At 73.1% G+C, this 21,610-nt stretch carries 18 protein-coding genes; 8 read left to right on the top strand and 10 right to left on the bottom strand.

The window, feature by feature from the left end; translation table 11 throughout:
• The first annotated feature begins 26 nt into the window (after positions 1-26).
• On the top strand, positions 27-1,430 hold the full coding sequence (locus tag IEZ05_RS27430) for a cellulase family glycosylhydrolase (protein WP_189232936.1): 1,404 nt from the start codon (positions 27-29) through the stop codon (positions 1,428-1,430).
• Between the two features lie 79 nt (positions 1,431-1,509).
• Positions 1,510-3,039 carry a ricin-type beta-trefoil lectin domain protein gene (locus IEZ05_RS27425; RefSeq protein ID WP_189232935.1) on the top strand — a complete coding sequence of 510 codons (1,530 nt, stop codon included), beginning with the start codon at positions 1,510-1,512 and terminating at the stop codon, positions 3,037-3,039.
• On the opposite strand, the gene IEZ05_RS37240 is transcribed toward IEZ05_RS27425, so the two are convergent.
• Positions 2,966-3,322 carry a WCX domain-containing protein gene (locus tag IEZ05_RS37240; RefSeq protein ID WP_457852746.1) on the bottom strand — a complete coding sequence of 119 codons (357 nt, stop codon included), beginning with the start codon at positions 3,320-3,322 and terminating at the stop codon, positions 2,966-2,968. The genes IEZ05_RS27425 and IEZ05_RS37240 overlap by 74 nt on opposite strands.
• Between IEZ05_RS37240 and IEZ05_RS27420 the strand changes: the two genes are divergently transcribed.
• Positions 3,285-3,680 (top strand): hypothetical protein, encoded by a 396-nt coding sequence (locus IEZ05_RS27420; RefSeq protein ID WP_189232934.1) that lies wholly within the window; start codon positions 3,285-3,287, stop codon positions 3,678-3,680. The two genes, IEZ05_RS37240 and IEZ05_RS27420, sit on opposite strands and share 38 nt — an antisense overlap.
• Before the next feature lie 29 nt (positions 3,681-3,709).
• Here IEZ05_RS27420 and IEZ05_RS27415 read toward each other — a convergent pair whose 3' ends face one another.
• The 5 genes from IEZ05_RS27415 to IEZ05_RS27395 all read right to left on the bottom strand — a co-directional run bounded on the left by IEZ05_RS27415 (position 3,710) and on the right by IEZ05_RS27395 (position 9,483).
• Entirely contained in the window at positions 3,710-4,090 is a 381-nt protein-coding gene (locus IEZ05_RS27415; RefSeq protein WP_189232933.1) for a VOC family protein, read from the bottom strand.
• A 138-nt stretch (positions 4,091-4,228) separates the two neighbouring features.
• Positions 4,229-5,095, bottom strand: a complete 867-nt coding sequence (locus IEZ05_RS27410; RefSeq protein WP_189232932.1) for an ABC transporter ATP-binding protein — start codon at positions 5,093-5,095, stop codon at positions 4,229-4,231.
• Positions 5,092-6,939 carry a dipeptide/oligopeptide/nickel ABC transporter permease/ATP-binding protein gene (locus IEZ05_RS27405; protein ID WP_189232931.1) on the bottom strand — a complete coding sequence of 616 codons (1,848 nt, stop codon included), beginning with the start codon at positions 6,937-6,939 and terminating at the stop codon, positions 5,092-5,094. Before IEZ05_RS27405 ends, IEZ05_RS27410 begins: the two co-directional genes overlap by 4 nt.
• Positions 6,936-7,877, bottom strand: coding sequence for an ABC transporter permease (locus tag IEZ05_RS27400; RefSeq protein ID WP_189232930.1), 942 nt, complete (start codon positions 7,875-7,877; stop codon positions 6,936-6,938). The genes IEZ05_RS27405 and IEZ05_RS27400 overlap by 4 nt, the downstream gene beginning before the upstream one ends.
• 76 nt (positions 7,878-7,953) lie before the next feature.
• Positions 7,954-9,483 carry an ABC transporter substrate-binding protein gene (locus tag IEZ05_RS27395; protein WP_189232929.1) on the bottom strand — a complete coding sequence of 510 codons (1,530 nt, stop codon included), beginning with the start codon at positions 9,481-9,483 and terminating at the stop codon, positions 7,954-7,956.
• A gap of 195 nt (positions 9,484-9,678) precedes the next feature.
• Here IEZ05_RS27395 and IEZ05_RS27390 point away from each other — a divergent pair, with 195 nt between their 5' ends.
• The gene (locus IEZ05_RS27390) at positions 9,679-10,338 is read left to right on the top strand and encodes a TetR/AcrR family transcriptional regulator (RefSeq protein ID WP_189232928.1); all 660 of its coding nucleotides are present in this window, start codon (positions 9,679-9,681) and stop codon (positions 10,336-10,338) included.
• Here IEZ05_RS27390 and IEZ05_RS27385 read toward each other — a convergent pair.
• On the bottom strand, positions 10,328-11,257 hold the full coding sequence (locus IEZ05_RS27385) for an SGNH/GDSL hydrolase family protein (RefSeq protein ID WP_189232927.1): 930 nt from the start codon (positions 11,255-11,257) through the stop codon (positions 10,328-10,330). The genes IEZ05_RS27390 and IEZ05_RS27385 overlap by 11 nt on opposite strands.
• A gap of 232 nt (positions 11,258-11,489) precedes the next feature.
• On the opposite strand from IEZ05_RS27385, the gene IEZ05_RS27380 reads away from it, so the two are divergent.
• Together IEZ05_RS27380 and IEZ05_RS27375 are read left to right on the top strand one after the other, a co-directional pair.
• The gene (locus IEZ05_RS27380) at positions 11,490-13,841 is read left to right on the top strand and encodes a glycoside hydrolase family 3 C-terminal domain-containing protein (RefSeq protein WP_189232926.1); all 2,352 of its coding nucleotides are present in this window, start codon (positions 11,490-11,492) and stop codon (positions 13,839-13,841) included.
• Positions 13,838-15,055, top strand: a complete 1,218-nt coding sequence (locus IEZ05_RS27375) for a serine hydrolase domain-containing protein (RefSeq protein ID WP_229869884.1) — start codon at positions 13,838-13,840, stop codon at positions 15,053-15,055. The genes IEZ05_RS27380 and IEZ05_RS27375 overlap by 4 nt, the downstream gene beginning before the upstream one ends.
• An 82-nt stretch (positions 15,056-15,137) precedes the next feature.
• Here IEZ05_RS27375 and IEZ05_RS27370 read toward each other — a convergent pair whose 3' ends face one another.
• A complete protein-coding gene (locus IEZ05_RS27370) occupies positions 15,138-15,716 on the bottom strand; it encodes a TetR/AcrR family transcriptional regulator (RefSeq protein ID WP_189232925.1) in 579 nt (192 codons plus the stop codon).
• Positions 15,717-15,726: 10 nt separating this feature from the next.
• Positions 15,727-16,995, bottom strand: coding sequence for a glycoside hydrolase family 1 protein (locus IEZ05_RS27365; RefSeq protein WP_189232924.1), 1,269 nt, complete (start codon positions 16,993-16,995; stop codon positions 15,727-15,729).
• Positions 16,996-17,261: 266 nt separating this feature from the next.
• On the opposite strand from IEZ05_RS27365, the gene IEZ05_RS27360 reads away from it, so the two are divergent.
• Positions 17,262-18,860, top strand: a complete 1,599-nt coding sequence (locus IEZ05_RS27360; protein WP_189232923.1) for a family 20 glycosylhydrolase — start codon at positions 17,262-17,264, stop codon at positions 18,858-18,860.
• Positions 18,861-18,901: 41 nt separating this feature from the next.
• Here the strand turns inward: IEZ05_RS27360 and IEZ05_RS27355 are convergent, their stop codons facing one another.
• The gene (locus IEZ05_RS27355) at positions 18,902-19,873 is read right to left on the bottom strand and encodes a helix-turn-helix domain-containing protein (protein WP_229869883.1); all 972 of its coding nucleotides are present in this window, start codon (positions 19,871-19,873) and stop codon (positions 18,902-18,904) included.
• Positions 19,874-20,233: 360 nt separating this feature from the next.
• On the opposite strand from IEZ05_RS27355, the gene IEZ05_RS27350 reads away from it, so the two are divergent.
• The gene (locus IEZ05_RS27350; protein WP_189232922.1) at positions 20,234-21,598 is read left to right on the top strand and encodes an MFS transporter; all 1,365 of its coding nucleotides are present in this window, start codon (positions 20,234-20,236) and stop codon (positions 21,596-21,598) included.
• The last annotated feature ends 12 nt before the right edge of the window (positions 21,599-21,610 follow it).

Below are 21,610 nucleotides of genomic sequence, written 5' to 3'. Positions count from 1 at the left end.
TGCCGACCGACCGTGCCGGAGGTCTCATGTACCGCCGTCTGTTCGCCGCGCTCGTCTGCACCGTCCTGCTGTCCACCGGAGCCGCCCACGCGAAGCCCGCCGTCCAGGACCACCGCGATCCACTCCCCGGCATCTCCCGGCTCACGGACGACCGGGGCCGCGCTCTGACGCTGCGCGGCTGGAACGTCGAGGACAAGGCCCACCACGGCGAGGCCGCTCTCTCCGCCATCGGCGAACGTCACTTCCGGGACCTGCGGGCCCGGGGATTCAACTTCGCGCGGCTGCTGGTCTTCTGGGACGACCTCGAACCCGAGAGGGGCCGTTACAGCGAGCGGTACCTCCGCAGGATCGAACGCATCCTGGACTGGGCGCACAAGCACCGCATCCAGGTGCTGATCGACGCGCACCAGGACGTCTTCGGGCCCGCGTTCGGACACCGCGGCATCCCCGGGTGGGCGACGCGGACCGACGGTCTGCCGTTCACCCCGCACCCCGACGACTGGTTCGCCGAGTACTTCGAACCGGCCGTGCAGCGCGCGTTCACCCACCTCTACGAGGACCCGGACCTGCGGCGCGCCCAGGCGGACATGTGGCGGGTGCTGGCCGGACGCCTCGGGGACCATCCGGCCGTCCTCGGCTACGACCTGATCAACGAGCCCATGGGCGAGATCGCGCAGGGCGAGGACCTGCCGACGGCCGCCCGGCGCATCGAGCGCGACCAGCTCACCCCGCTGTACAACCGCCTCGCCGACGCCGTGCGCTCCGTCGACGACGACTCCTGGGTCTTCTTCGAACCGACCCCCATCGTCGGGGAGGGCGTCCCCACCGGTCTGGGCCGCATCGACGACCCCAAGGCCGTCTACGCGCCCCACTTCTACAACACGGCGATGGAGGCGGGCGCCGACCATGACCCGTCGGCCGGCTGGATCGAGGCGTACGAGGCCGCGGTGACCGTCTACCCGCGCCGGTACCGCGTCCCCGTCGTGGTGGGGGAGTGGGGCCCGCTCAACAACTCCCTGCCCAACATGGGGCGCTTCTACCGCGACGCCCTCTCGTCCCTGAACCGCTACAGCTCCGGCTGGGCGGGCTACGTCTGGTGCTACGGCGGCGGGTACTGCGCCGTCGACGCCGAGGGACGCTTCCGCACCAACAAGGAGCAGACCGCGGCGCCTTACGCCCCGGCGGTCGCCGGCCGGATCACCGCCGAGGCGTACGAGCCGGACACCGGCGTCTTCCGGCTGTCGTACCGGGCCGGGGGCGGTGTCACGGAGATCTCCGTGCCGCCCCGGGCAGGCGGCTGGCGCCTCGAACTGACCAGGGGCGCCCGGACCGCCACCTCCGTGCTCCCGGGGAACCGCGCGTCGACCGCCCGCGTGGGGGCCCGGCCCGGTGCGCACGTCACCGTCGTCGTCACTCCCCGCAAAAGTTGAGCAGTTGTCTTGTTTCACGTGTTCCCACGGTGCCTACCGGCCGGTACAACCCCTGGTAACCCCACCACCAGGAGGTGCAGTGAAGGGCACACGGCACAGACACCACTGGCTGACGGCTGCCGCAGCGGCGGTGGCGGTGGCATGCGGAAGCATCACCGCCGCCCCTCCCGCGCAGGCCGCCCGGCCCGGCTCCGCCGAGTCCGTCTCCTCCGTACCGCTCTCCCCCGAGCTGGAGGCCATCCGCGCGGCCGAGGCCACCAAGCTCTACGGAAACCCGGCGGAGCGACCTCTCGGCGACCGCAGGACCAGCCTGATCTCGCTGGGCGACAGCGAGATCTCGGGCGAGGGGATCGGCACCTACGAACCCGGCACCAACGGGCCCGACAACTGGTGCCACCGCTCGCCGGACGCCGCCATCCACCGCACCGGCATCCCCGCCGACCTCACGTTCAACGTGTCGTGCTCCGGCGCGTACACCGGGAACATCCGCATCGGCGGGTCGAAGCAGTACGCCGACGAGCTCGTGCAGAGCGACAGCCTCGCGATCAAGGCGCGCAACACCCGCGTCAAGATGGTGGTGCTGGTCGCCGGAGCCAACGACGACCTCCAGTTCGGCCCCGTGATGACCGACTGCGTCACGCGCTACCTGCTCCTCCAGGGTGCCTGCGAACCCAAGTACGCCCCCGGATGGCAGGCCCGCGTCGACGCCCTCGTGCCCAAGGTCGAGCAGACCGTGCGCGACCTGAAGAGCGTGATGAGGGACGCGGGATACGCCGACGGCGACTACAAGCTCGTCGTCATGGGCTATCCCAGCCCCATCGGCCCCGACTTCCGCGACAACCCGAACTTCTCCGGCAAGCTCGCCTGCGGCGGCCTGGGGTACGACTCCGACACCGCCTGGGGCCGCAACAGCGCGGTCCCCGCCTTCGAACGCGGCATGCGCGAGGCCGCGGCCGACACGGGTGCGGTCTACCTCGACAACTCCCGGCTCTTCCACGGCCATGAGGTGTGCATGGAGGACACCTGGGCCAGGGGCGCCTACATCGACCTCTCCAAGCCGGGCACGCCGGACGAGAACTCGCTCCGCCAGTCCTTCCACCCCAACCAGCGCGGCCACGCCGCCTTCGCCGCCTGCCTCACGCAGCTGTACGACTCGGGCGCCCGCGAGGCGAGTTGCGCGGACGTCGACTCTTCCGGGAAGCCGGTCCTCTTCCCGTACGCGTGGGACGCGGTCTACCGGCCGCTGACGAACCGGGCCACCGGCACCTGCGTGGACGCCGGTGCCGCCGAGAGCGCCAACGGCACCCGCGTCCTCGGCTGGCAGTGCCACGGGGGCCGCAACCAGGGCTGGTGGTACGACCCGGCACGGGGCACCCTCCACACCGAGCTGACCCAGGACCGCTGCCTGGACGTCCCCGACACCGCATACCCGGCCGGCACGGGCCTGGTCCTGTGGAACTGCCACGGCGGGACGCACCAGAAGTTCGTCCGTGACGGGGCCACGATCCGGCCGGCGGCAGCGCCGGGACTCTGCCTCACCCTGGCCGGTCCTGGCGAGCCGCTGCGGATCCAGAAGTGCGACGGTTCGGCGAACCAGCATTTCGTCTAGAGGGAACGACGCTCACCGCATGCGCGGCCTCGTAACGGGCGGCCATCGCGGCGGCGCGGTCGAGAAGGACGGTGCGCAGTGACGCCGGGGCCAACGCCTCGGCGTCCGTACTGAGCCGCCACAGCGCCCACACGGCGTGTCGCAGATCCTGGGACGTCGGTGAAAGGAGATGCGGGTGGGGGCGACGTGCCGCGCACGTCGCGTCCCGGGAGGCGCCCGGCGTCCGTGCACGGTAGAACGGTGCGATGACGAGGTCCGCGACGGGACGTGGGGAGCCGGGCACCTTCCTGGCCCTGTGCGGTCATACGCACCTGTTCCCGGGTGCCCGTTGCCGTGTCCAGGGACTCCCCGACCCTCATGCCTTCGCCGCGGCCCCGAGCCGGATCGGCCTGGTCCTGCGCTTCGCGGACGACGTGGTCACCGAGGCGGAGCTGCGTGCCGACGACCGGGCAGGGCCCCTGCTCGCCGTCCCCGCCTACACCACCGGGGCCGGTACGCCCATCGACGGTCACCGATGGCTGGTCCGGGAGTTCGTCCGAACGCGAGACGAGGTCGAGCTGACGATCGGCGGCCGAGCCCCGGACTCGGCGGCCGATCCCCCCGGTGGGCGCGGCGACGGTGCTTCCCGCCGCGCCCGCTGACGGCGGGGCGGTTCAGCTCCGCCACACGGCTAGAGCGGCGCGAGGCGGGCCCTGAGCAGGCAGAACTCATTGCCCTCGGGGTCGGCCAGCACGTGCCACTGTTCCTCCCCCGTCTGGCCGATGTCTGCCGGGCGCGCGCCGAGCTTCAGGAGCCGTTCGAGCTCGGCGTCCTGATCGCGGTCGGTGGCGTTGACGTCGATGTGCAGACGGGACTTCCCCGGCTCCGGTTCCTCCCGATAGCTGAGGATGATCGTCGGCTGCGGACCACCGAACCCTTCGCGCGGTCCGATCTCCAGCGTGCCGTCGTCCTCGCGATCCAGCACGACGTAGTCCAGGACCTCGCACCAGAACCGCGCCAGCAACTCGGGGTCACGGCAACCGAGCACGAGCTCACTGATACGACATGCCATAGGAAACCTGCTCTCGGCCGGGGAACCGCCGGTCAGCCCACGCGCGAAGTTCACGGGCTGCCGGCAGTGAAAACATCCACGACCGTACCTGACGGGCGAGCCCGGGCGAAGTGATTTCCGGGCCTTCGTCGTCCCCCGTCAGTCGGTAAGGCTCGCCGCCGCCTCCCTGCGCCGGCGCTGTGCGGCGACGTTCGCCACGGGCGCGGAGAGCATCAGCGCCCGAGTGTAGGCGTGCCGGGGAGCCCGGGTGACGCCGGCGGCGTCACCCGTCTCCACGATCTCCCCGCGGTGGATCACCGCCACCCGGTGGCTCATGAAGCGCACCACGGACAGATCGTGCGTCACGAAGAGATACGCCGTCCCGGTCTCCTCCTGGATGTCCAGCAGCAGGTCGAGAACGGCCCGCTGTGTCGTCAGGTCGAGTGCCGAGACCGGCTCGTCGCAGATGACGAGCCGGGGACGCAGGGCCAGCGCCCGGGCGATGGCGACGCGCTGCCGCTGGCCCCCGGAGAACTCGCGGGGCAGCCGGTGGGCGGCGTCCGCGGGCAGGTGGACGCGGTCGAGCAGGTCACGGACCCGCTCCCGGGCCTCTCGCGGACCCGTCCCGTGCGCGACCAGGGGCTCGGCGAGGGTGTCCCCGACGGTGAGCGAGGGGTTCAAGGAGGTGTACGGGTCCTGGAAGACGACCTGGAGGTCCCGGCTCAGCGCGCGGCGGCGGGCGCGGCCGGCCGCGTGGATGGGCTCTCCGTCGAAGCTGATCGTGCCGGACCGCACCGGCACCAGGCCTAGCACGGCGCGGCCGATGGTGGTCTTGCCCGACCCGGACTCCCCGACCAGGCCGAGCGTCTCGCCCGGCCGGATGTCGAGGGACACCCCCTTGAGCACCTCGGTCCGCGGGGCGCGCCGGCCGCGGCCGGGAAAGGACACCCGCAGGTTCCGCACCTGGAGCAGGGCGTCCGCCGCGACGGCGGGGTCGGCGGTCTCGGTGACGTCGGCGGCGGTCATACGGCGGTGCTCCTCGCCTCTCGGGGCTGCCAGGGGCCACGTGCCGGAGCCTCGTCGAGGACGGCATCGAGCAGCGTGCGGGTGTAGGGGTCCTCGGGCGAGTGCAGGACCTGTTCGACGGTGCCGGTCTCCACGATCCGGCCGCCGCTCATCACGGCGACGCGGTCGCACAGGTCCGCGACGACCCCGAGGTCGTGGGTGACCAGGAGGACGCCGAGCCCGCGGTCCCGCTGCAGCCGGCGCAACAGGTCCAGGACCTCCGCCTGGACCCGTACGTCGAGTGCCGTGGTGGGTTCGTCGGCGATGAGGAGTTCGGGATCGCAGGACATCGCGCCGGCGATGAGGACCCGTTGGGCCATGCCGCCGGAGATCTGGTGCGGGTACAGCCGCAGCGTGCGTTCGGGCTGCGGGATCTCCACCAGGCGCAGCAGCTCGACGGCGCGCCGGGCCGCCTCCCGCCGGGAGAGGCCGAGGGTGTGGCGCATGGGCTCCACCAACTGGCTGCCGATGGTGAACGCGGGGTCGAGATTGCTCATCGGCTCCTGCGGGACGTAGGCGACGGTGCGGCCCCGCAGCGCGCGCTGCTCGCGTTCGCGCAGCCCGGTCACCTCCCGTCCGCCGACCAGGACGCTGCCGCCGCCGATCCGTCCGCCGTCGGGCAGGAGCCCGAGGACGGCGAAGGCGGTCTGCGTCTTGCCGGAGCCGGACTCCCCGACGAGGCCGACGATCTCCCCGGCGCGCACATCGAGGTCGACGCCGTGCACGACGTCCCTATCGGTGCCGTCCGGCTGCGCGTAGGACACGGTCAGCCCGCGCACGGACAGCAGTTCGGCCCGCCCGTCCGACGTACCCCCGGTGACCGCCCGGTCCTTGTCGGCGGGTACCGGCTCGGTACGGCGGCGCGCGGCCCGCGGGCGGGCGGGGGCCGGCCGGCCGGCGCGGTCCTCCAAGCCGTCGCGCAGGGCCGAGGCGAACAGGACGAGGGCGCCGTTGGTCAGCCCGAGGGCGAGGCCCGGCCACAGCATCAGCAGGGGCGCCCGCTGGATGTTCTGGAACGCCTCGTTGAGCATCGCGCCCCAGGTCGCCGTGGACCCGCTGCCGATGCCGAGGAACTCCAGGCCCGCCTGCAGGCCGATCGCGACGCCGGCGACGAGCGCCACCTGGATGATGACCGGTCCGCGCACGACGATCAGGACGTGCCGGGCCACGATGCGGGCGTCGGACAGGCCGGAGACCTTCGCGGCGTCGATGTACAGCTCCTTGCGCACGCTCGCGACGATGCCCCGCACCAGGCGGTAGAAGCTCGGTGCGGCGAGCACGCCCAGCACGACCATCAGCGCCCACACACGGGGGCCGAGAATGGCGCGGGAGGCGAGGAGCACCACCATCGCGGGCAGCGCCATGACGAGGTCGACCGTCCAGTTGGCGGCGGAGTCGAACCGGCCGCCGCGGTAGCCGGCGTACAGCCCGGCCGGCACGCCGAGGGCGAGGGCGATGCCGAGGGCGATCAGTGCTCCGCCGAGGGTGTTGCGCCCGCCGTACAGGATGCGGGAGAGGATGTCCCGGCCCGCGGAGTCCATGCCCAGCGGGTGCCCCCCGCCTGGGTCGGCGAAGGCCTGGCCGAGGGAGGCGGCCGAGGGATCCTGCGGTGCGAGCCAGGGTGCCAGGAGGATCGCGGTGACGAGCAGCAGGAGCACGGCGGCGGACCCGGCGCCGAGGGGGTTGCGCAGCAGGCGCCGCAGCACGCGGCGGCCGGGCGCGGCCCCGGAGCCCGTGGCTCGCGCCGCGCTGTCGGCAGGGCTCGCGACAGGGGCGGGTACGTCGGCCGGAAGGTTCTCGCTCATGCGGCCCTCGCCTTGGGGTTGAGCCAGCCGATCATGATGTCGACCAGGAGGTTGATCAGGACGACTCCGACCACGGTGAGCATGACCAACGCCATGATCACGGGGATGTCGCCGCGGGTCGTGTAGGTGACGGTCATGCTGCCGATGCCGGGCAGCCCGAAGATCTGCTCCACGACCACCGCGCCGCCGAGCAGGCCCACGAACTGCATGCCGAGGACCGACAGCGCGGGCGCGGAGGCGTTGCGCAGGACGTGCCGGAACACGACCCGGGAGGCGGGCAGACCGCGGGCGCGCAGCGTACGGATGTAGTCCTGGCGCAGGACGTCGATCACCGCGCCGCGGACCTGCTGGGAGACGCCGGCCACGGAGGCGACCGACAGGGACAGCACCGGCAGCGTGACCGTGGACAGCCAGCCGCCGGGGGAGTCGGCGAACGGGATGTAGCCGATGGCCGGGAACCAGTTCAGCCGGACCGCGAAGACCAGCACGAGGACGAGTGTCACCAGGAAACCGGGCAGCGCGTAGCCCACGACGCCCAGCACCTGGACGAAGCGGTCGACGGCGCCGCGCCGCACTCCCGCGAGGACGCCGAGCAGGAAGGAGACCACCGTGGTGACCAGCGTGACGCCGATCATCAGGCTGAGGGTGACCGGCAGCCGGCCCAGCACCGCCTGTGTGACGTCCTCGCTGGTGAACCACGAGGTGCCGAGGTCGCCGCGTACGGCGTGGACCAGCCAGTCGGCGTACTGCCGCAGCACCGGCCGGTCCAGGCCGAGGGCGGCGTTCTTCGCGTCGACGGCGGCCTGGTCGGCGCCTTGGCCGAGGAGCTGCCGTCCGACGTCGGTGCCGGGGATCGACAGCAGCACGTAACTGAGCAGGGAGATGACGACCAGGAGCAGGACGCCGGAGGCGATCCGGCGGGCGATGAAGTTCAGCATGGCACTCGGTATCCGTGACGGGCCGCCAGGGGCGGTCCGGGCGTCGGCGGCCCGCACCGCCCCGGGCACTCCCGGGTCACTTGGCGGGGGAGTAGTTGTAGATCGACGGGACGGCCATGCCGGACTGCGGGCGGATGGTCACCGATCCGTCCGAGACGTGCAGGTAGCTCATCCGGTAGAAGGGCACGAACCAGGCTTCCTTCACCAGGTGCTCGCCCAGCTCCCGCACCGCCGTTCCGGCTTGCTCGGCCGTTCCGGACTGGATCCGCGGGAGCAGTTCCCGCACGGTGGCGTCGGTGGTGCCGAACATGTTGAAGGCGCCCGGGTTGACCAGTTCGTCGACCACGACCCAGTCCGACGAGGACTGGCCCATGTTCATCACCATTCCGGAGTACGCGCGGTCGGTGAACACCTTCTGCACGGCCGAGGCACCGTCGAGGTCGTCCCAGACCAGCTTCACACCGACGGCATCGAAGTCGCCGGCCAACGAGGCGGCGAGCGCGTCGTTGACGATGGCGGCGATACGGGGGAGCTCGAGCGTGAAACCGTCGGCGTGACCGGCCGCCCGCAGCAGCTCCTTGGCCTCGGCCGGGTCGTGGGCGTAGTAGGTGTCCAGCTTCTCGTCGTACCCGTGCGTGTCGGGGCCGAAGACCTGGGAGGTGACCTCGCCGCGGTTCTGGCGGATGGCCTCGAGCATCGTCTTCCGGTTGATGGCGAGGTTGAGTGCCTGGCGGACGCGGGGGTCCTTCAGCGCCGGGGTCAGCTTCCCGCCCCGGTCGAAGAGCAGCAGCCCCTGGAAGTCGAACTCCTGCTTCGTCGTCTTCATGCGGGGATCGGACTCGATGCTGATCTGCTGGTCGGCGCTCTGCAGGAGGGCGGCGTTCACCTGACCGGTCTTCAGGCCGTTGACGATGGCCGTCTCGTTGTCGAAGAAGCTCATCGTCAGTGTCTCGTAGGGGAGGTGATCGCCCCAGTAGTCGGGGTTGCGCCGGTAGACCCATTTGGTGCCGACCGTCGTCTTCGCCTTGTCGAGGCGGTAGGGACCGGTGCCGTCGGGGGTCGTCTTGAGGGCGTCGCCCTTGGCGAAGGCGGCCGGGTTGGCCATCAGGCCGGCCGCGTCGCTCAGGTAGAAGATCATCGCGGGGTTGGGCTGCTTCAGCTTCAGCGTCGCGTGCGAGGCGTCCGCGACCTCGACCGATTCCAGGTCCTTGAGCCACTTGGCGTCGGCGCCGCCGCCCTTGGCGAAGCGTTCCATGTTCGCCTTCACCGCCGCCGCGTCGAAGGGGGTGCCGTCCGCGAACTTCACGTCCTTGCGCAGGGTGAGGGCGAGTTCGGTGCGATCGCCGTTGTACTTCCACGCGGTGGCCAGCATGGGGCGGAACTCGCCGTCGGGCTCACGCTTGACGAGGGTGTCGTAGGTGGCCTGGAAGAACGGCAGGGCGCTGCCGACCGCCTGGGCGGGGTCGAGGCTCTGCGGAAACGTCATGGTCGCGATGTTCAGTGCCGACGAGCCGGTCGCGGCGGTGCCGGAGTCGGTGCATCCCGCGAGGGCGAGCGATGCCGCGACGCAGGCGGCCACGGCCCCGGTTCGGGTGGTTGTGGTCATGAGGTTCACTCCGTGTGGAGGGCCGGGGGTGGGTCGTCCCGGACGAGATGGGCGGTGAGCTTAACCGCAGAACTAACCACTTGGTAGGTTTTTCTCGTGGTGAGGCCGGCGGGCTGGTAATTTCCGGGGATCCACGCGGGGCCGTGACGGTGCCGCCCCGCGGTCCACCGGTGACGACGGCAGGAGACCGCCGCAGTGAGCGCACGACCCGAGGACGCCCCGCGTCGCCTCTCCAAGGGCGAGCGGACGCGGGCCCGCATTCTGGACTCCGCGACCGAGTTGTTCTCCCGCGCCGGCTTCAACGCCGTGTCGCTGCGGGACATCGCCGCGCACGCGGGGCTGACCCACGCCGGGGTGCTGCACCACTTCGCCGGCAAGGAGGCCCTGCTGACCGCGGTGCTGGGCCACCGGGACCGGACGGACGCCCAGTCGGTTTTCCCCGGCATCGCGCATCCGGGTGTGCCCGAGCCGGTTCCGGCCGAGCGGCTGCGGATGCTGGTCGGGCTGGTCGCCCGCAACAGCGCGACCCCGGGCCTGGTCGCGCTCTACACCAAGCTGTCGGCCGAGGCCACCGACCCGGGGCACCCCGCCCACCACTACTTCAAGGAGCGGTACCGCATCCTGCGGGAGGAGCTGACCGTGCTCGTCGAGGCGCTGCGGGCGGCGGCCGACCCGCCGCCCGCCGTGGAACCGGCGGTCGTCGCACAGCAGTTGCTGGCACTGATGGACGGACTCCAGACGCAGTGGCTGCTGGAGCCGGAAGCCGTGGCGATGGAGGGCCTGGTGCGGGACTACCTGGTCCGGCTGGGTCTCGATCCGGACGGCGGTGTGCGGGGGGCGGGCGTCAGCGGGTGAGTGCGGCGAGCACCGCATCGGCCGTACTCCGGTGCCCGGCGGCGTTGGGGTGGAACCCGGCTGCCGCGGCGGTGTCCTCGGGTTCGATCCAGCGTATGCCCGCCGGCCGGCACACGTCGTGTCCGACGGAGGGGCCGTAGGCGTCGACATAGGAGGCGCCGTCCAGGACGGCCTGGCGTGCGAGCGTGGTGTTGAGCTGCTTCGCCTTGTCCCGGAGCCAGGGGAAGTCCCCCGCGGCGAGCGCGACCGTCTCCCGGCAGGCCGTGCCGTCGTCGGGGAAGATCGCCGGATATCCGACCACCAGCACCCGGGCGTGCGGGGAGCGGGCGTGGATCTCGTCGAGGACGGCCCCGACGCGCGGTGCCGTGGCTTCGATGCGGGATCCGATCTCGTCGGTTCCGAACAGCGTGTAACTCCCCTTGCACGGCGCCCCGTACGGGGCGAGGTACCCCAGGAGCACGCAGCGTGTGATGACGCCGGTCAGGTCGAGGTCGTTGCCGCCGATGCCCAGCGTCACCAGGGTGGTGTCGGGACGCAGGGCGTCGAGCTGCGGTGGCACCGTGTCCTGAGGCGCCGTCATGTGACGGGTCTCGGCGCCCGCACAGGTCACGTCGGTGAACGTGGCGGCCCCCAGCGCCTGGGCCACCAGCGTGGGGTAGTCGGCCGAGGAGCGCCCGCAGACCGGGTCGGTCTGTTCGGGGATGCCGAGTCCGGAGCTGAAGGAGTCGCCGAGCGCGACGTAGTGCACCTCCGCGGCGCTCCGCCCGGCCGCGGGCGCCGGCGCCGGGGTCGCGGAGGCGGCCGTGCTGGCGCCGATCAGGACGGCGACGGCCGCGACGACGGTGGCCGCGCGCCGTGCCGTGCGTCGCGTCGCGCTTCTTCCGGGTGGCGCACCGGCCGGCTGGCTGGACCGAGACATGGCGGTTCCTCGATTCGTCGGTGGGGAGATGCGAAAACCGTACGGTGAACGGTTTCTGGTCGTCAATAGGGCGTGCGGACAAGGCCGGACGCCGTCGGCCGCCCCGGCTACCGGCGAGTAGAGAACCCTTGACGGTAAAAACCGAACACCTTATGGTTTTTGCACTTTCACCCGCCCGTACTCCCCTCCACCCCCAACTCACCTGCCTCACCGGAACCGAAGAGGTGCGCGTATGACCCAGCAGCCCCCGACAGGTGCGCGGACGACCCCGCCCGGCCCGTCGACGCCGTCCCTCACGCTTGCCGACAAGGCTTCGCTGACCAGCGGCGCGGGCGACTTCGTCACGACGGACCTCTCCGCGGCCGGCCTTCCCGCCGTCACCCTGTCCGACGGCCCGCACGGTCTGCGGCTGCCGAAGGAGAGCGGTGACGGCGGCCAGCTCGACCTGCACAGCGCCGCCCCGGCCACCTGCTTCCCGCCCGCCGTGGCCCTGGGCAGCTGCTGGGACCCGGACGTCACCCGCCGCGTCGCCGGCGCGATCGCCGCGGAGGCGTCGGCCCACGGCGTGCACGTGGTGCTCGGACCCGGCATCAACATCAAGCGGTCGCCCCTGTGCGGGCGCAACTTCGAGTACTTCTCGGAGGACCCCCTGCTCACGGCGGAGCTGGGCGGCGCGATGGTCCGCGGACTGCAGGAGGCGGGCGTCGGCGCGGCACTCAAGCACTACGCCGCCAACAACCAGGAGACCGACCGCATGCGCGTCAGCGCCGACGTCGACGAGCGTCCGCTGCGCGAGATCTACCTGCGCGCCTTCGAACGCATCGTCCGCCGCGACCGCCCCTGGTCCGTCATGGCCTCCTACAACGCGCTCAACGGCGTCCCGCTGTCGCAGAACACGCGGCTGCTCACCGACATCCTGCGCACCGAATGGGGCTTCGACGGCATCGTCATGTCCGACTGGGGCGCGGTCCGCGACCGGGTGCCCGCGCTGCGAGCCGGTCTCGACCTCCAGATGCCCGGCACGGGCGGCCGCACCGACCGCGAGGTCGTCTCCGCCGTGAACCGCGGCGACCTCGACGAGTCGGTCCTCGACACCGCGGTCGAACGCCTCGCCCGTTTCGCCCGGCGCGCGACGCAAGGCGCCCGGCCCGGCGCCGCGTTCTCCTCCGAGGAGCACCACCGCCTGGCAGGCGAGGCAGCCGACCGGTGTGTCGTGCTCCTGAAGAACGACGCCGGAACGCTGCCCCTCGACCCGGCCTCCGGCACCGTAGCCGTCATCGGCGAACTGGCCCGCACCCCCCGTTACCAGGGCGCGGGCAGCTCCCAGGTGACACCCACCCGCCTCGACACACCGCTGGAGTGCCTGCGGCGCCTCGCCGACGGCGCCCGCGTGGAGTTCGCCCCGGGCTACGCCCTCGCCGGGGCCGAGGGCACCGGTCCGGCGGCGGACGAGGACGAAGCGGTGCGGCTCGCCGCCGGAAGCGACACCGTCGTCCTCTTCCTCGGCCTCGCCGCGCAGGACGAGTCGGAGGGCTTCGACCGCACCCATATCGACCTGCCCGCCGACCAGTTGCGCCTGCTGGAGCGCGTACGCGCCGTCAACGACCGGGTGTGCGTGGTGCTGTCCAACGGCGGCGCCGTGCGCACCTCGCCCTGGCACGAGACCGTCCCCGCCGTGGTGGAGGGCTGGCTGCTCGGCCAGGCGGGCGGCGGCGCCCTGGCCCGGGTGCTGTTCGGCGCGGTCAACCCCTCGGGCAAGCTGGCCGAGACGATCCCGCTGCGCCTGGAGGACAGTCCCAGCCACCTGTCCTTCCCCGGCGAGGAGGGCCGGGTCCGCTACGGCGAGGGTGTGTTCGTCGGGTACCGCGGCTACGACGCGGCTCGCCGCGAGGTCGCCTTCCCGTTCGGCCACGGGCTGTCCTACACCACGTTCGCCTACTCCGGCCTGCGCGTGGACCGGAGCGAGGACGGCACGGCCTTCACCGTCGCGGTGACCGTCACCAACACCGGTGACCGTGCGGGCCGCGAGGTGGTCCAGTTCTACAGCGCCGGACCGGCCGGCTCCGAGGTCGCCCGCCCGCGGAGGGAACTGCGTGCCTTCGCCTCGGTGTTCCTGGCCCCCGGAGAGCGCCGGGAGGCGGTGGTGGAGCTGACACGCGCCGACCTGGCCCACTACAGCGCAGGCGAGGGCGGCTGGCGGGTCGAGGGCGGTGTCCACCGCATCGAGGCGGGTGCCTCGTCGCGGGACATCCGGCTGTCGGCCGACCTCACCCTCGACGGCGATCCCTCGAGGCTGCGCCTGACCGGCCGCAACACGCTCGCGGAGTGGCTGGGGCATCCCGTGGGCGGACCGCTGCTGGCCGAGCGGTTCGCACGGGCCCGCGCGCGAGCGGAGACGGCCGGGCCGAGCGCCATGGACGACCCGGTGATGCGGCGGTTCCTCGCCGGGATGCCGCTCGACGTGATCTCCGAGTTCCCGCAGAGCCCGGTGTCGCCCGAGGCCGTGCGGGAACTGGTCGCCGTCGTCGCCACGACCGGCGGTGCGACTCCGGGCGACGACGCTGAGCACGACGCGCCCCGGTGACCGCGCACGCGGCGGTGCGGGGCCGGGTGCGGCCTGGCTGGGAAGCCGTACGTGAGGCCTTCGCCCACGGACAGGCGGACGACCCCGGCGCCGCCCAGCTGGCCGTCCACCACCACGGCCGGCCGGTCGTCGACCTGTGGACCGAGAGTACGGCGGGCCCGCCCGGCCGGCCCTTCGGACCCCACTCGGTCACCGTGCTGATGTCCGTGTCGAAGGGGCTGACGGCCGTCTGCGCCCATCTCTTGGCCGAGCGCGGCCTGCTGGACCTCCGGGCGCCCGTGGCGCGGTACTGGCCGGAGTTTGCCGCAGCGGGCAAGGCGGAGACGACCGTGGCCGACCTCCTCGCCCACCGGGCCGGGCTGCCCGCCTTCACCGACGACCCGGCCGGCACCGGCCTGCCCGGCCTCCTCGACGGGGACGGCCGTGTCCGTGCGCTCGCGGCGATGCGGCCGGTCTGGGAGCCGGGAACGGCTTACCTCTACCACGCCCTCACCTATGGCCACCTGCTGGGCGAGGTGGTGCGGCGGGTCACGGGAACGACCATCGGAGCCTTCTTCGCCCGGGAGGTGGCCGCACCCCTGCGGCTGGACCTGTGGATGGGCCTGCCGAGGTCGAAGGAGCCGAGGTTCGTCCCGCAGTTCACCGTCCGGCCCGGCCCCGGAGACGCGCAGATCGACGCTGCGGTCGACCGCCTCGGCCTCGCGCCCGGTGACCGGCTGGGCACCGCCCTGCGCGCCTCGGCCCGCGAACTGGCCGCGGCGGTCGAGATGCTGGGCACGCGCCGGGGGAGGGCCGGCGAGCTCCCCGCGGCGGGCGGCATCGGCAACGCGCGCTCGCTGTCCCGGCTGTACGCCGCGCTCATCGGCGAGGCCGACGGCGCACGGCTGCTGTCCGCGTCCGCCGTCGACCGGGCCCGTGCCCCGCACACCGACCACCTGCCGCCGCCCGGGCCCCTGCGCCTCGTCGACGGACCCGGCCGGTCCCGCTTCGGCCTCGGCTTCGAACTGCCCCGCCCCGGCGAACCCCTGCTCGGCGAGGGCTCCTTCGGCCACGCCGGTGCGGGCGGCCGCCTCGGCATGGCGCATCCGGAGAGCGGCCTGGCCGTCGGCTATGTCTGCACGGCCATGTCCTGGGAGCCGTCGGCGGGACCCGACCCGCGCTGGATGCCGTGGACGGAGGCGGTCCGGGAGGCGGCCGGCGTCTGCCAGGGGTGACACCACTCGCGCCGGCCGGTAGGACGGAGGGCGGGACCCGCACCGGGCCCCGCCCTCCGTCCTTTGCGCTGACCGTCCCCGCTCAGTCCTCCCGCCGCGGAGCGAGCAGCCGCATGACGTCGTCGATGGGCTGCTCCATGTCCGTCGACCGGTCGATGAGCCACTGCAGCTGGATGCCGTCGGCCACCGCCAGCAGGAGCACCGCCAGCCGCTCGGGCGGGACGACCGTGGTCATGCGGCCCTCTTCCATCGCCTTGCGCACGTAGGCGGCCACCCGTTCGCGCAGCACCGGGTAGCGCTCGGCGAAGTGCGCGTGCGCGGGGTGCGCGGTGTCACTGGCGGCCGCCGCCATGGACACGAACAGCTCCACCAGGCCGGGAGTCCTGGCGCCCTCCCGGATGATCTCCCGGTAGCTCTCGGGACTGGTGCGCTCGTCCTGCCGCATCCGGGCGGTCTCGTCGCGCATGCGCAGGACCTGAGTGAGCAGGTCCTCCTTGGAGTCGAAGTAGTGCATCAGCCCGGGGAGGCTGAGATTGCACCGGGCGGCGACCTTGCGCAGCGACGTCCCCCGGTACCCCTCGGCCGCGAAGATCTCCAGAGCCGCGTGCAGGATCTCGCTGCGCTTCGCCTCGCCCTTCTCGTACGGGCCCCGTTTCGCCATGCCGGCCAGCCTAACCCGCGCCGACGACGCCGGCCGCCGTGGCGGCGGGGGCGCCCGGCAGGCGCCCGGAGCGGGCCACCGAGCCCAGCCAGCGGGCCGACTCCTTGGGGTGCCGGGCGAAGGTGTGCGGATCGACCGCGATGAGGCCGAACGTCGGCCGGTAGGAACCCCACTCGTAGTTGTCCAGCGCGCTCCAGTGCAGGTAGCCGCGCACGTCCACGCCGTCGCGCATGGCGGCGGCCAGGCTCGCCAGCGCCCGGGTGGTGTAGGAGACGCGGAGCGTGTCGTCGTCGGTGGCGATGCCGTTCTCGGTGACCATGACGGGAACGTCCGGACCGACCACGGCGGCGGTGTGCCGGACCGCCTCGCCGAGCGCCTCGGGGTACACCTCCCAGCCGGTCAGCGTGGTCGCGGCGCCCTGCGGCACGGGCAGGGGACCGTCCGGGCCGATCCGGTGCCGTGTGTAGGCCTGTACGCCGATCCAGTCGTCCTCGCGGGCGGCCTCCAGGAAGACGTCCTCGCGCGGACCGGCGTACGCGGCGGCGACCTCCTCGGCACCCGGTTCGGCCTGGTAGACCTGGTTGGCGACGGTCCAGCCCACCCGCAGTTCCGGGTCGGCGGCCTTCAGTACGGCGAAGGCGGCCCGGTGTGCCCGGATCAGCGCCCGCGTCACGTCGGCGTCCGGTTCCAGGGAACCGGGGTCGAAGGCCGCCGCGCCCGAGCGGCCGAGGTCCGGCGTGCGGGCGGCCTCGCGCTTCATGGCGTGCATCAGCGCGACCATGTTGGGTTCGTTGATCGTGGCCACATGGCGGGCGCCGGCCGCGAGCACCTCGGCGGCCACGGCCGCGTAGGCCGCGAACAGGTCGGCCGAGTCGGGCGACGACCATCCGCCGAGTTCGCTGAACCAGCGCGGTGAGGTGAAGTGGTGCAGCGTCACCACCGGCGTGAGCCCGCGTTCCAGGGCGCCGTGGACCATGGCCCGGTAGTGGGCGACGGCGGCCCGCGAGATCCTCCCCCGCTCGGGCTCCACACGGGCCCACTCGATCCCGAACCGGTAGGCGTTGAAGCCGAGTTCGCTCAGCAGGTCCATGTCCTGCGGCCAGCGGTGGAAGCTGTCGACGGCGTCCCCGCTGGGCTCGGCGACGAAGCTGCCCGGCCGGTTCTCGATGGCCCACCAGTCGCTGGAGACGTTGTTCCCCTCGACCTGGTGGGCGGAGGTGGAGGCTCCCATGAGGAAGCCGTGCGGCAGCACGAGACCGGGCCCGGTCGGGGGTGTCATACGGGGGCTCCTTCCGCTTCGGACCCGGCCGGCGCGGGGGCCGGACCGGGCTCCGTGAAAAGCGTTCATTGATCGGTTTTCGTGTTAGCGTACAGGCCGAGCCGCTCCGGCAGGAAGGCGCGCCGGCCCACACTCCTCCGGAACGGCCGGCCGCCCCGGGGCCCGCGCCCACCTGACGGGGCGCCGGGCCCCGGGGCCCGGCGGCACGACGCCGCACCCGGGTCCGCGGGCGGCACCCAACGGCACCAGTCGCGTGGAGGAGAACCATGGACGTCGTCATTCCGGGGCTCGCGGGACCAACGGCAGCCACCGCCGGTGCGGTTCTGAGCCTCGCCGGTCCCTGGCGTGTCGCCGCCACGGACCCACGGCTCGCCGCGGTCGCCCGGACGGTCCGCGCGCTGCTCGCCCCGCACCTGGGCGACCGCCTGCTGGCCCCGGAGGCGGCCGGTACCGCCTCACGCACGCTCGAACTCGTCCTCGACACCGCCCCGTCGGCCCCGCCCCGGACGCCCGTCGGGGTGTCGCCGCGCGGCACCGCGCAACCGGGCGACGAGTCGTACCGCCTCACCGTCACCGAACGCGCCGTCAGCTGCCGGGCGGCCACGCCGGAGGGCGTGTTCCGCGCCGCCACCACGGCACTCCAGACGATCGCCACGGCCACGGACCCCATCCGCTGCGGGGAGGTGACGGACACGCCGCACTACGCATGGCGCGGGCTCATGGTCGACCCGGCACGCGCCTACCTCACCCCCGCCGAACTGCGCCGCGTCGTCGACCTGGCGGCCCTGTACAAGCTGAACGTCCTGCACCTGCACCTCACTGACAACGAGGGCTGGCGCCTGCCGCTGCCCGCCGCGACCGCCGGCCGTACGGACGGCACCCCCCGGCAGCACTACACGACCGAGGACTACCGCGACCTCCAGGCCTACGCCGCCGAACGCTTCGTCACGGTCGTCCCCGAGATCGACCTTCCGGGCCACTGCGCCGCCCTGCGCGAGGCCGTACCGGGCCTGCCCGCCGCGCCCGCGCCGGAGGGGCTGGCCGGCCGATTCCCGTACGTCCCGCCGCTCGACCTCGCCGACCCCGCCACCCGGTCCCTGGTGGCCTCCGTCCTCACCGAGGTGTGCGACGCGACGGACGGCCCCTACGTGCACGTCGGCGGCGACGAGGCGCTCGGCATGACCGCGGACAGCTTCGCCCTCGCCGTACGCGAACTGCGCGCCCTGGTGCGGGCCGCCGGCAAGCGCCCCCTGGCCTGGCAGGAGGCGTCACGCGCCGGGACGACCCCGGACGACATCGCCCAGTTCTGGGTGGACGTGCCGATGATGGACCTGCCCGACACCCAGGAGGAACTCGCCCGCCGCCCCGACCTCCTCGCGGCCGGCTACACCCTCGACCTCATCAAGGCCCTCAAGCGGTTCTTCGCCCCCACCGACCACGACCTCGCGCGCGTCCTGGAGGGTGGCGGACGCGTGCTGCTCTCCCCGCAGTCCCACCTCTACCTCGACCGCCCCTACGCGCCCGACGTCACTCCGTCCGGCCAGGCCGAGACCGCCGCCCGCCTCGGATTCACCGCCTACCGGCCACGCGGCGTGCGGCACACCGCCGCCTGGGACCCGGCCGCCCACGGGATCCCCGACGACGGGATCGCCGGGATCGCGGCGACCGTGTTCGGGGAGTCGATCGACGGGTTCGACGACCTGACCACCCTGCTGCTGCCCCGCCTGCCCTCCGTCGCGCACACCGCGTGGACCGGCCGGGCGCCGGACTGGGACGCCCACCGCGACCGTCTCGCCCGCCACGGCCGGCTCTGGCGCGAGCGCGGCCTCCGGTACCTGGCCTCCACCGAGATCCCGTGGAGCTGACGGCGTCGCCGGTCGCGCCCTGCCCTTTTCTCTGACTGAGGTCAGGGAATGGAAAGGGACCCCGAAAGGCCGGTAGAGACCGCGCCGGTGAGGACGGGAGCGGCGGGGGAGCCGGTCCCCTCGGCCGGACCGGGGTGCTCCGCGGGCACCGGCTCGTCCCCGTGCCGCGCCGGATCCAGGCGGAGCATGTTCGTCTCGTCCGCGGTGCCGGGGACGGCTTGATAGACCACCATCCGCTGCCCGCCCGTCCGGGCCAGCTGCATGACCTCGTACGTCAACGTCATCTCACCTGCCTTGGGGTGCCGGAAGGTCTTCTGCCCGCCACCTCGTTCGCAGACGTCGTACCGTTCCCAGAGCCTCGCGAACTCGGGTGACTTCAGCACCAGTTCCCCGACCAGCGTGGTGAGTTCGGGGTCGTCCGGGGCGGCTCCCGCCACCGCCCGCAGATGGGCGACCGAGCGGGCGACGGTGTCCTCCCAGGGCTCGTAAAGGGTTCGGCCGACCGGGTGGAGGAAGAGATAGCGCGTCAGATTGCGCTGCTCCTCCGGCCAGTCCCAGAGCCCCGGCAACAGCCGCCGCCCGGGCGGATTCGCCGCGAGCACCCGGTTGAAGCGGCTCACCACGTAGGCGGGCAGCGGACGAACCGATTCCAGCATGCGCAGGACCGAGTCACGGACACCGTGGTCGGATGACGCGGGCAGCTCGGAGGGCCGGCCGGAGGCCAGCTCCGCCAGTTCGTGCAGACGCTCGTAGCCGTCACCGCGCAGCCTCAGCGCGCGGCCGAGGGCGTCCACCACCGCGGGGGAGGGGTTGGTCTCCCGGCCGCGCTCGAGGCGGATGTAGTAGTCGACGCTCACCCCCGCCAGTGCGGCGAGCTCCTCACGACGCAGGCCGGGAGTGCGGCGAAGTCCCGCGCCGGCCGGCAGCCCGACGTCCTCCGGACGTACCTGTGCCCTGCGCGCCTTCAGGTACCGGCCGAGTTCGGTGCCGCGCGCGTCCCCTGTTGCAGCCATCCGGCCATTGTGGCAGGCGGGTGACGGGCGTGAGGGGCCGTGTCAGGACCTGGAACGCGGCACCCCGGGTACGACGCGGTCTGCCGGACCCCGCCGTACCCGGGCAGAGTCGGTACCGGAGCGGGCGGCCCGGTCGCCGGGGCCCAGGGGGTGCACGGCACCGGACCGCGGCCCGGCGCACGGGACCGCCCGCCCACCCGCCCCGTCCGGGAGCGGGTCCGTCGCCTTCTTCAGGAGTTCACCGTGCCTCTCATCTCGTCGCCGTCCGCCTCGTCCGGGAACACCGCACCCGGCGCTGCCGGGGATCCCGCGCGTCGCGTGCTCCGGCGACGGCGACCGGCCCGGAGCCGACCGGCCGAGATGCCCGCGGACGACTCCGCCGCGCCGAGGCGGAACACGAGGGCGCTCATCGCGGCGCTGCTCGGCTTCACGGTGATCACCATTGACGTCTCCGCCGTCAACATCGCGCTGCCCGCGATCCAGCACTCCCTCAGCGGGGGTATGGCCGGACTGCAGTGGGTGGTCGACGCGTACACCCTGATGTTCGCGGCCCTGATGCTCTCCGCCGGTGCCTTCGCCGACCGGGTCGGCGCCCGCCGCGCCTACGCCTGGGGCATCGCCCTCTTCACCCTCGCCTCCCTCGGCTGCGCCCTCGCGCCCGGCATCGGCGTGCTGATCGGTGCGCGCGTGGTCCAGGGCGTCGCCGCCGCGGTGGTGATGCCGGCCTCCCTGGCGCTGATCCGCCACGCCTACGAGGACGCCCGGGAGCGCGCCCGGGCCATCGCGCTGTGGACGGTCGGCGGGTCGGTGGCGATGGCCGCGGGTCCGGTGCTGGGCGGGCTGCTCACCGACGGCGCCGGCTGGCGGTCGGTGTTCCTGCTCAACCTGCCGGTGGGTGCGGTGATCCTCGGCCTGCTGGTGCGCGTGGAGCGCTCCCCGCGGCGGCCCACCGCGCTGGACGGCGCGGGCCAGCTCACCGCCGTACTGGCCTTGGCCGCCCTGGTCTTCGCCGCGATCGAGGGCGGCCACCTGGGCTGGACCAGTGGGCCGGTACTGGCCGCCGCCGTGCTCGCCGTCGTCTGCGCGTACGCCTTCTACCGGGTGGAGGCCCGGCACGAGCGCCCCATGGTCCCGCTGAGCATGCTGCGCGACCGCCGGGTGGCGCCCGCCCTGGCGGTCGGCTTCGCCCTCAACGCCGCCTTCTACGGCGGGATCTTCGTTCTGGGGCTGTACTACCAGCAGCTGCGCGGCATGTCGGGGATCGCGGCCGGACTGATGTTCGTCCCGATGTCGGCGCTGGTGACGGCGACCAACCTGGTGTCACCGCGGCTGGCGGAGCGGATCGGCCGGCGAGCCGTGATCGTCACCGGGCAGGTGCTGTTCAGCGCGGCCATGATCACCATGCTGCCGCTGGCCGCCCACACTCCCCTGTGGCTGGTGGTGGTCCTGCTGGTGCCGCTGAGCGTGGGCGGGGCACTCGCGGTGCCGGCGCTGACCGCGCTGCTGATGGAGGCCGTGCCGGCCCGGCGCGCGGGGATCGCTTCGGGACTGCTCAACGCCTCCCGGCAGACCGGCGGCGCGCTCGCCGTCGCTCTGTTCGGCAGCATGCTCGCCGATTCCCAGGGAGGCTTCTCCCTGCCGGGCATGCGCCTGGGCCTCCTGGTCGTCGCCGCCCTCCTCCTGGCCACCGCCGCATTCGCCCGCTTCCTGCTCCCGCGCGGCTGACGTCGCTGGGCG

Origin of the sequence: Streptomyces flaveolus, assembly GCF_014648815.1 — a bacterium.
Taxonomy (GTDB): Bacteria; Actinomycetota; Actinomycetes; order Streptomycetales; family Streptomycetaceae; genus Streptomyces; species Streptomyces flaveolus.
The sequence above is the reverse complement of the archived record's forward strand: the minus strand, read 5'-3'. Positions and strand labels throughout refer to the sequence as shown.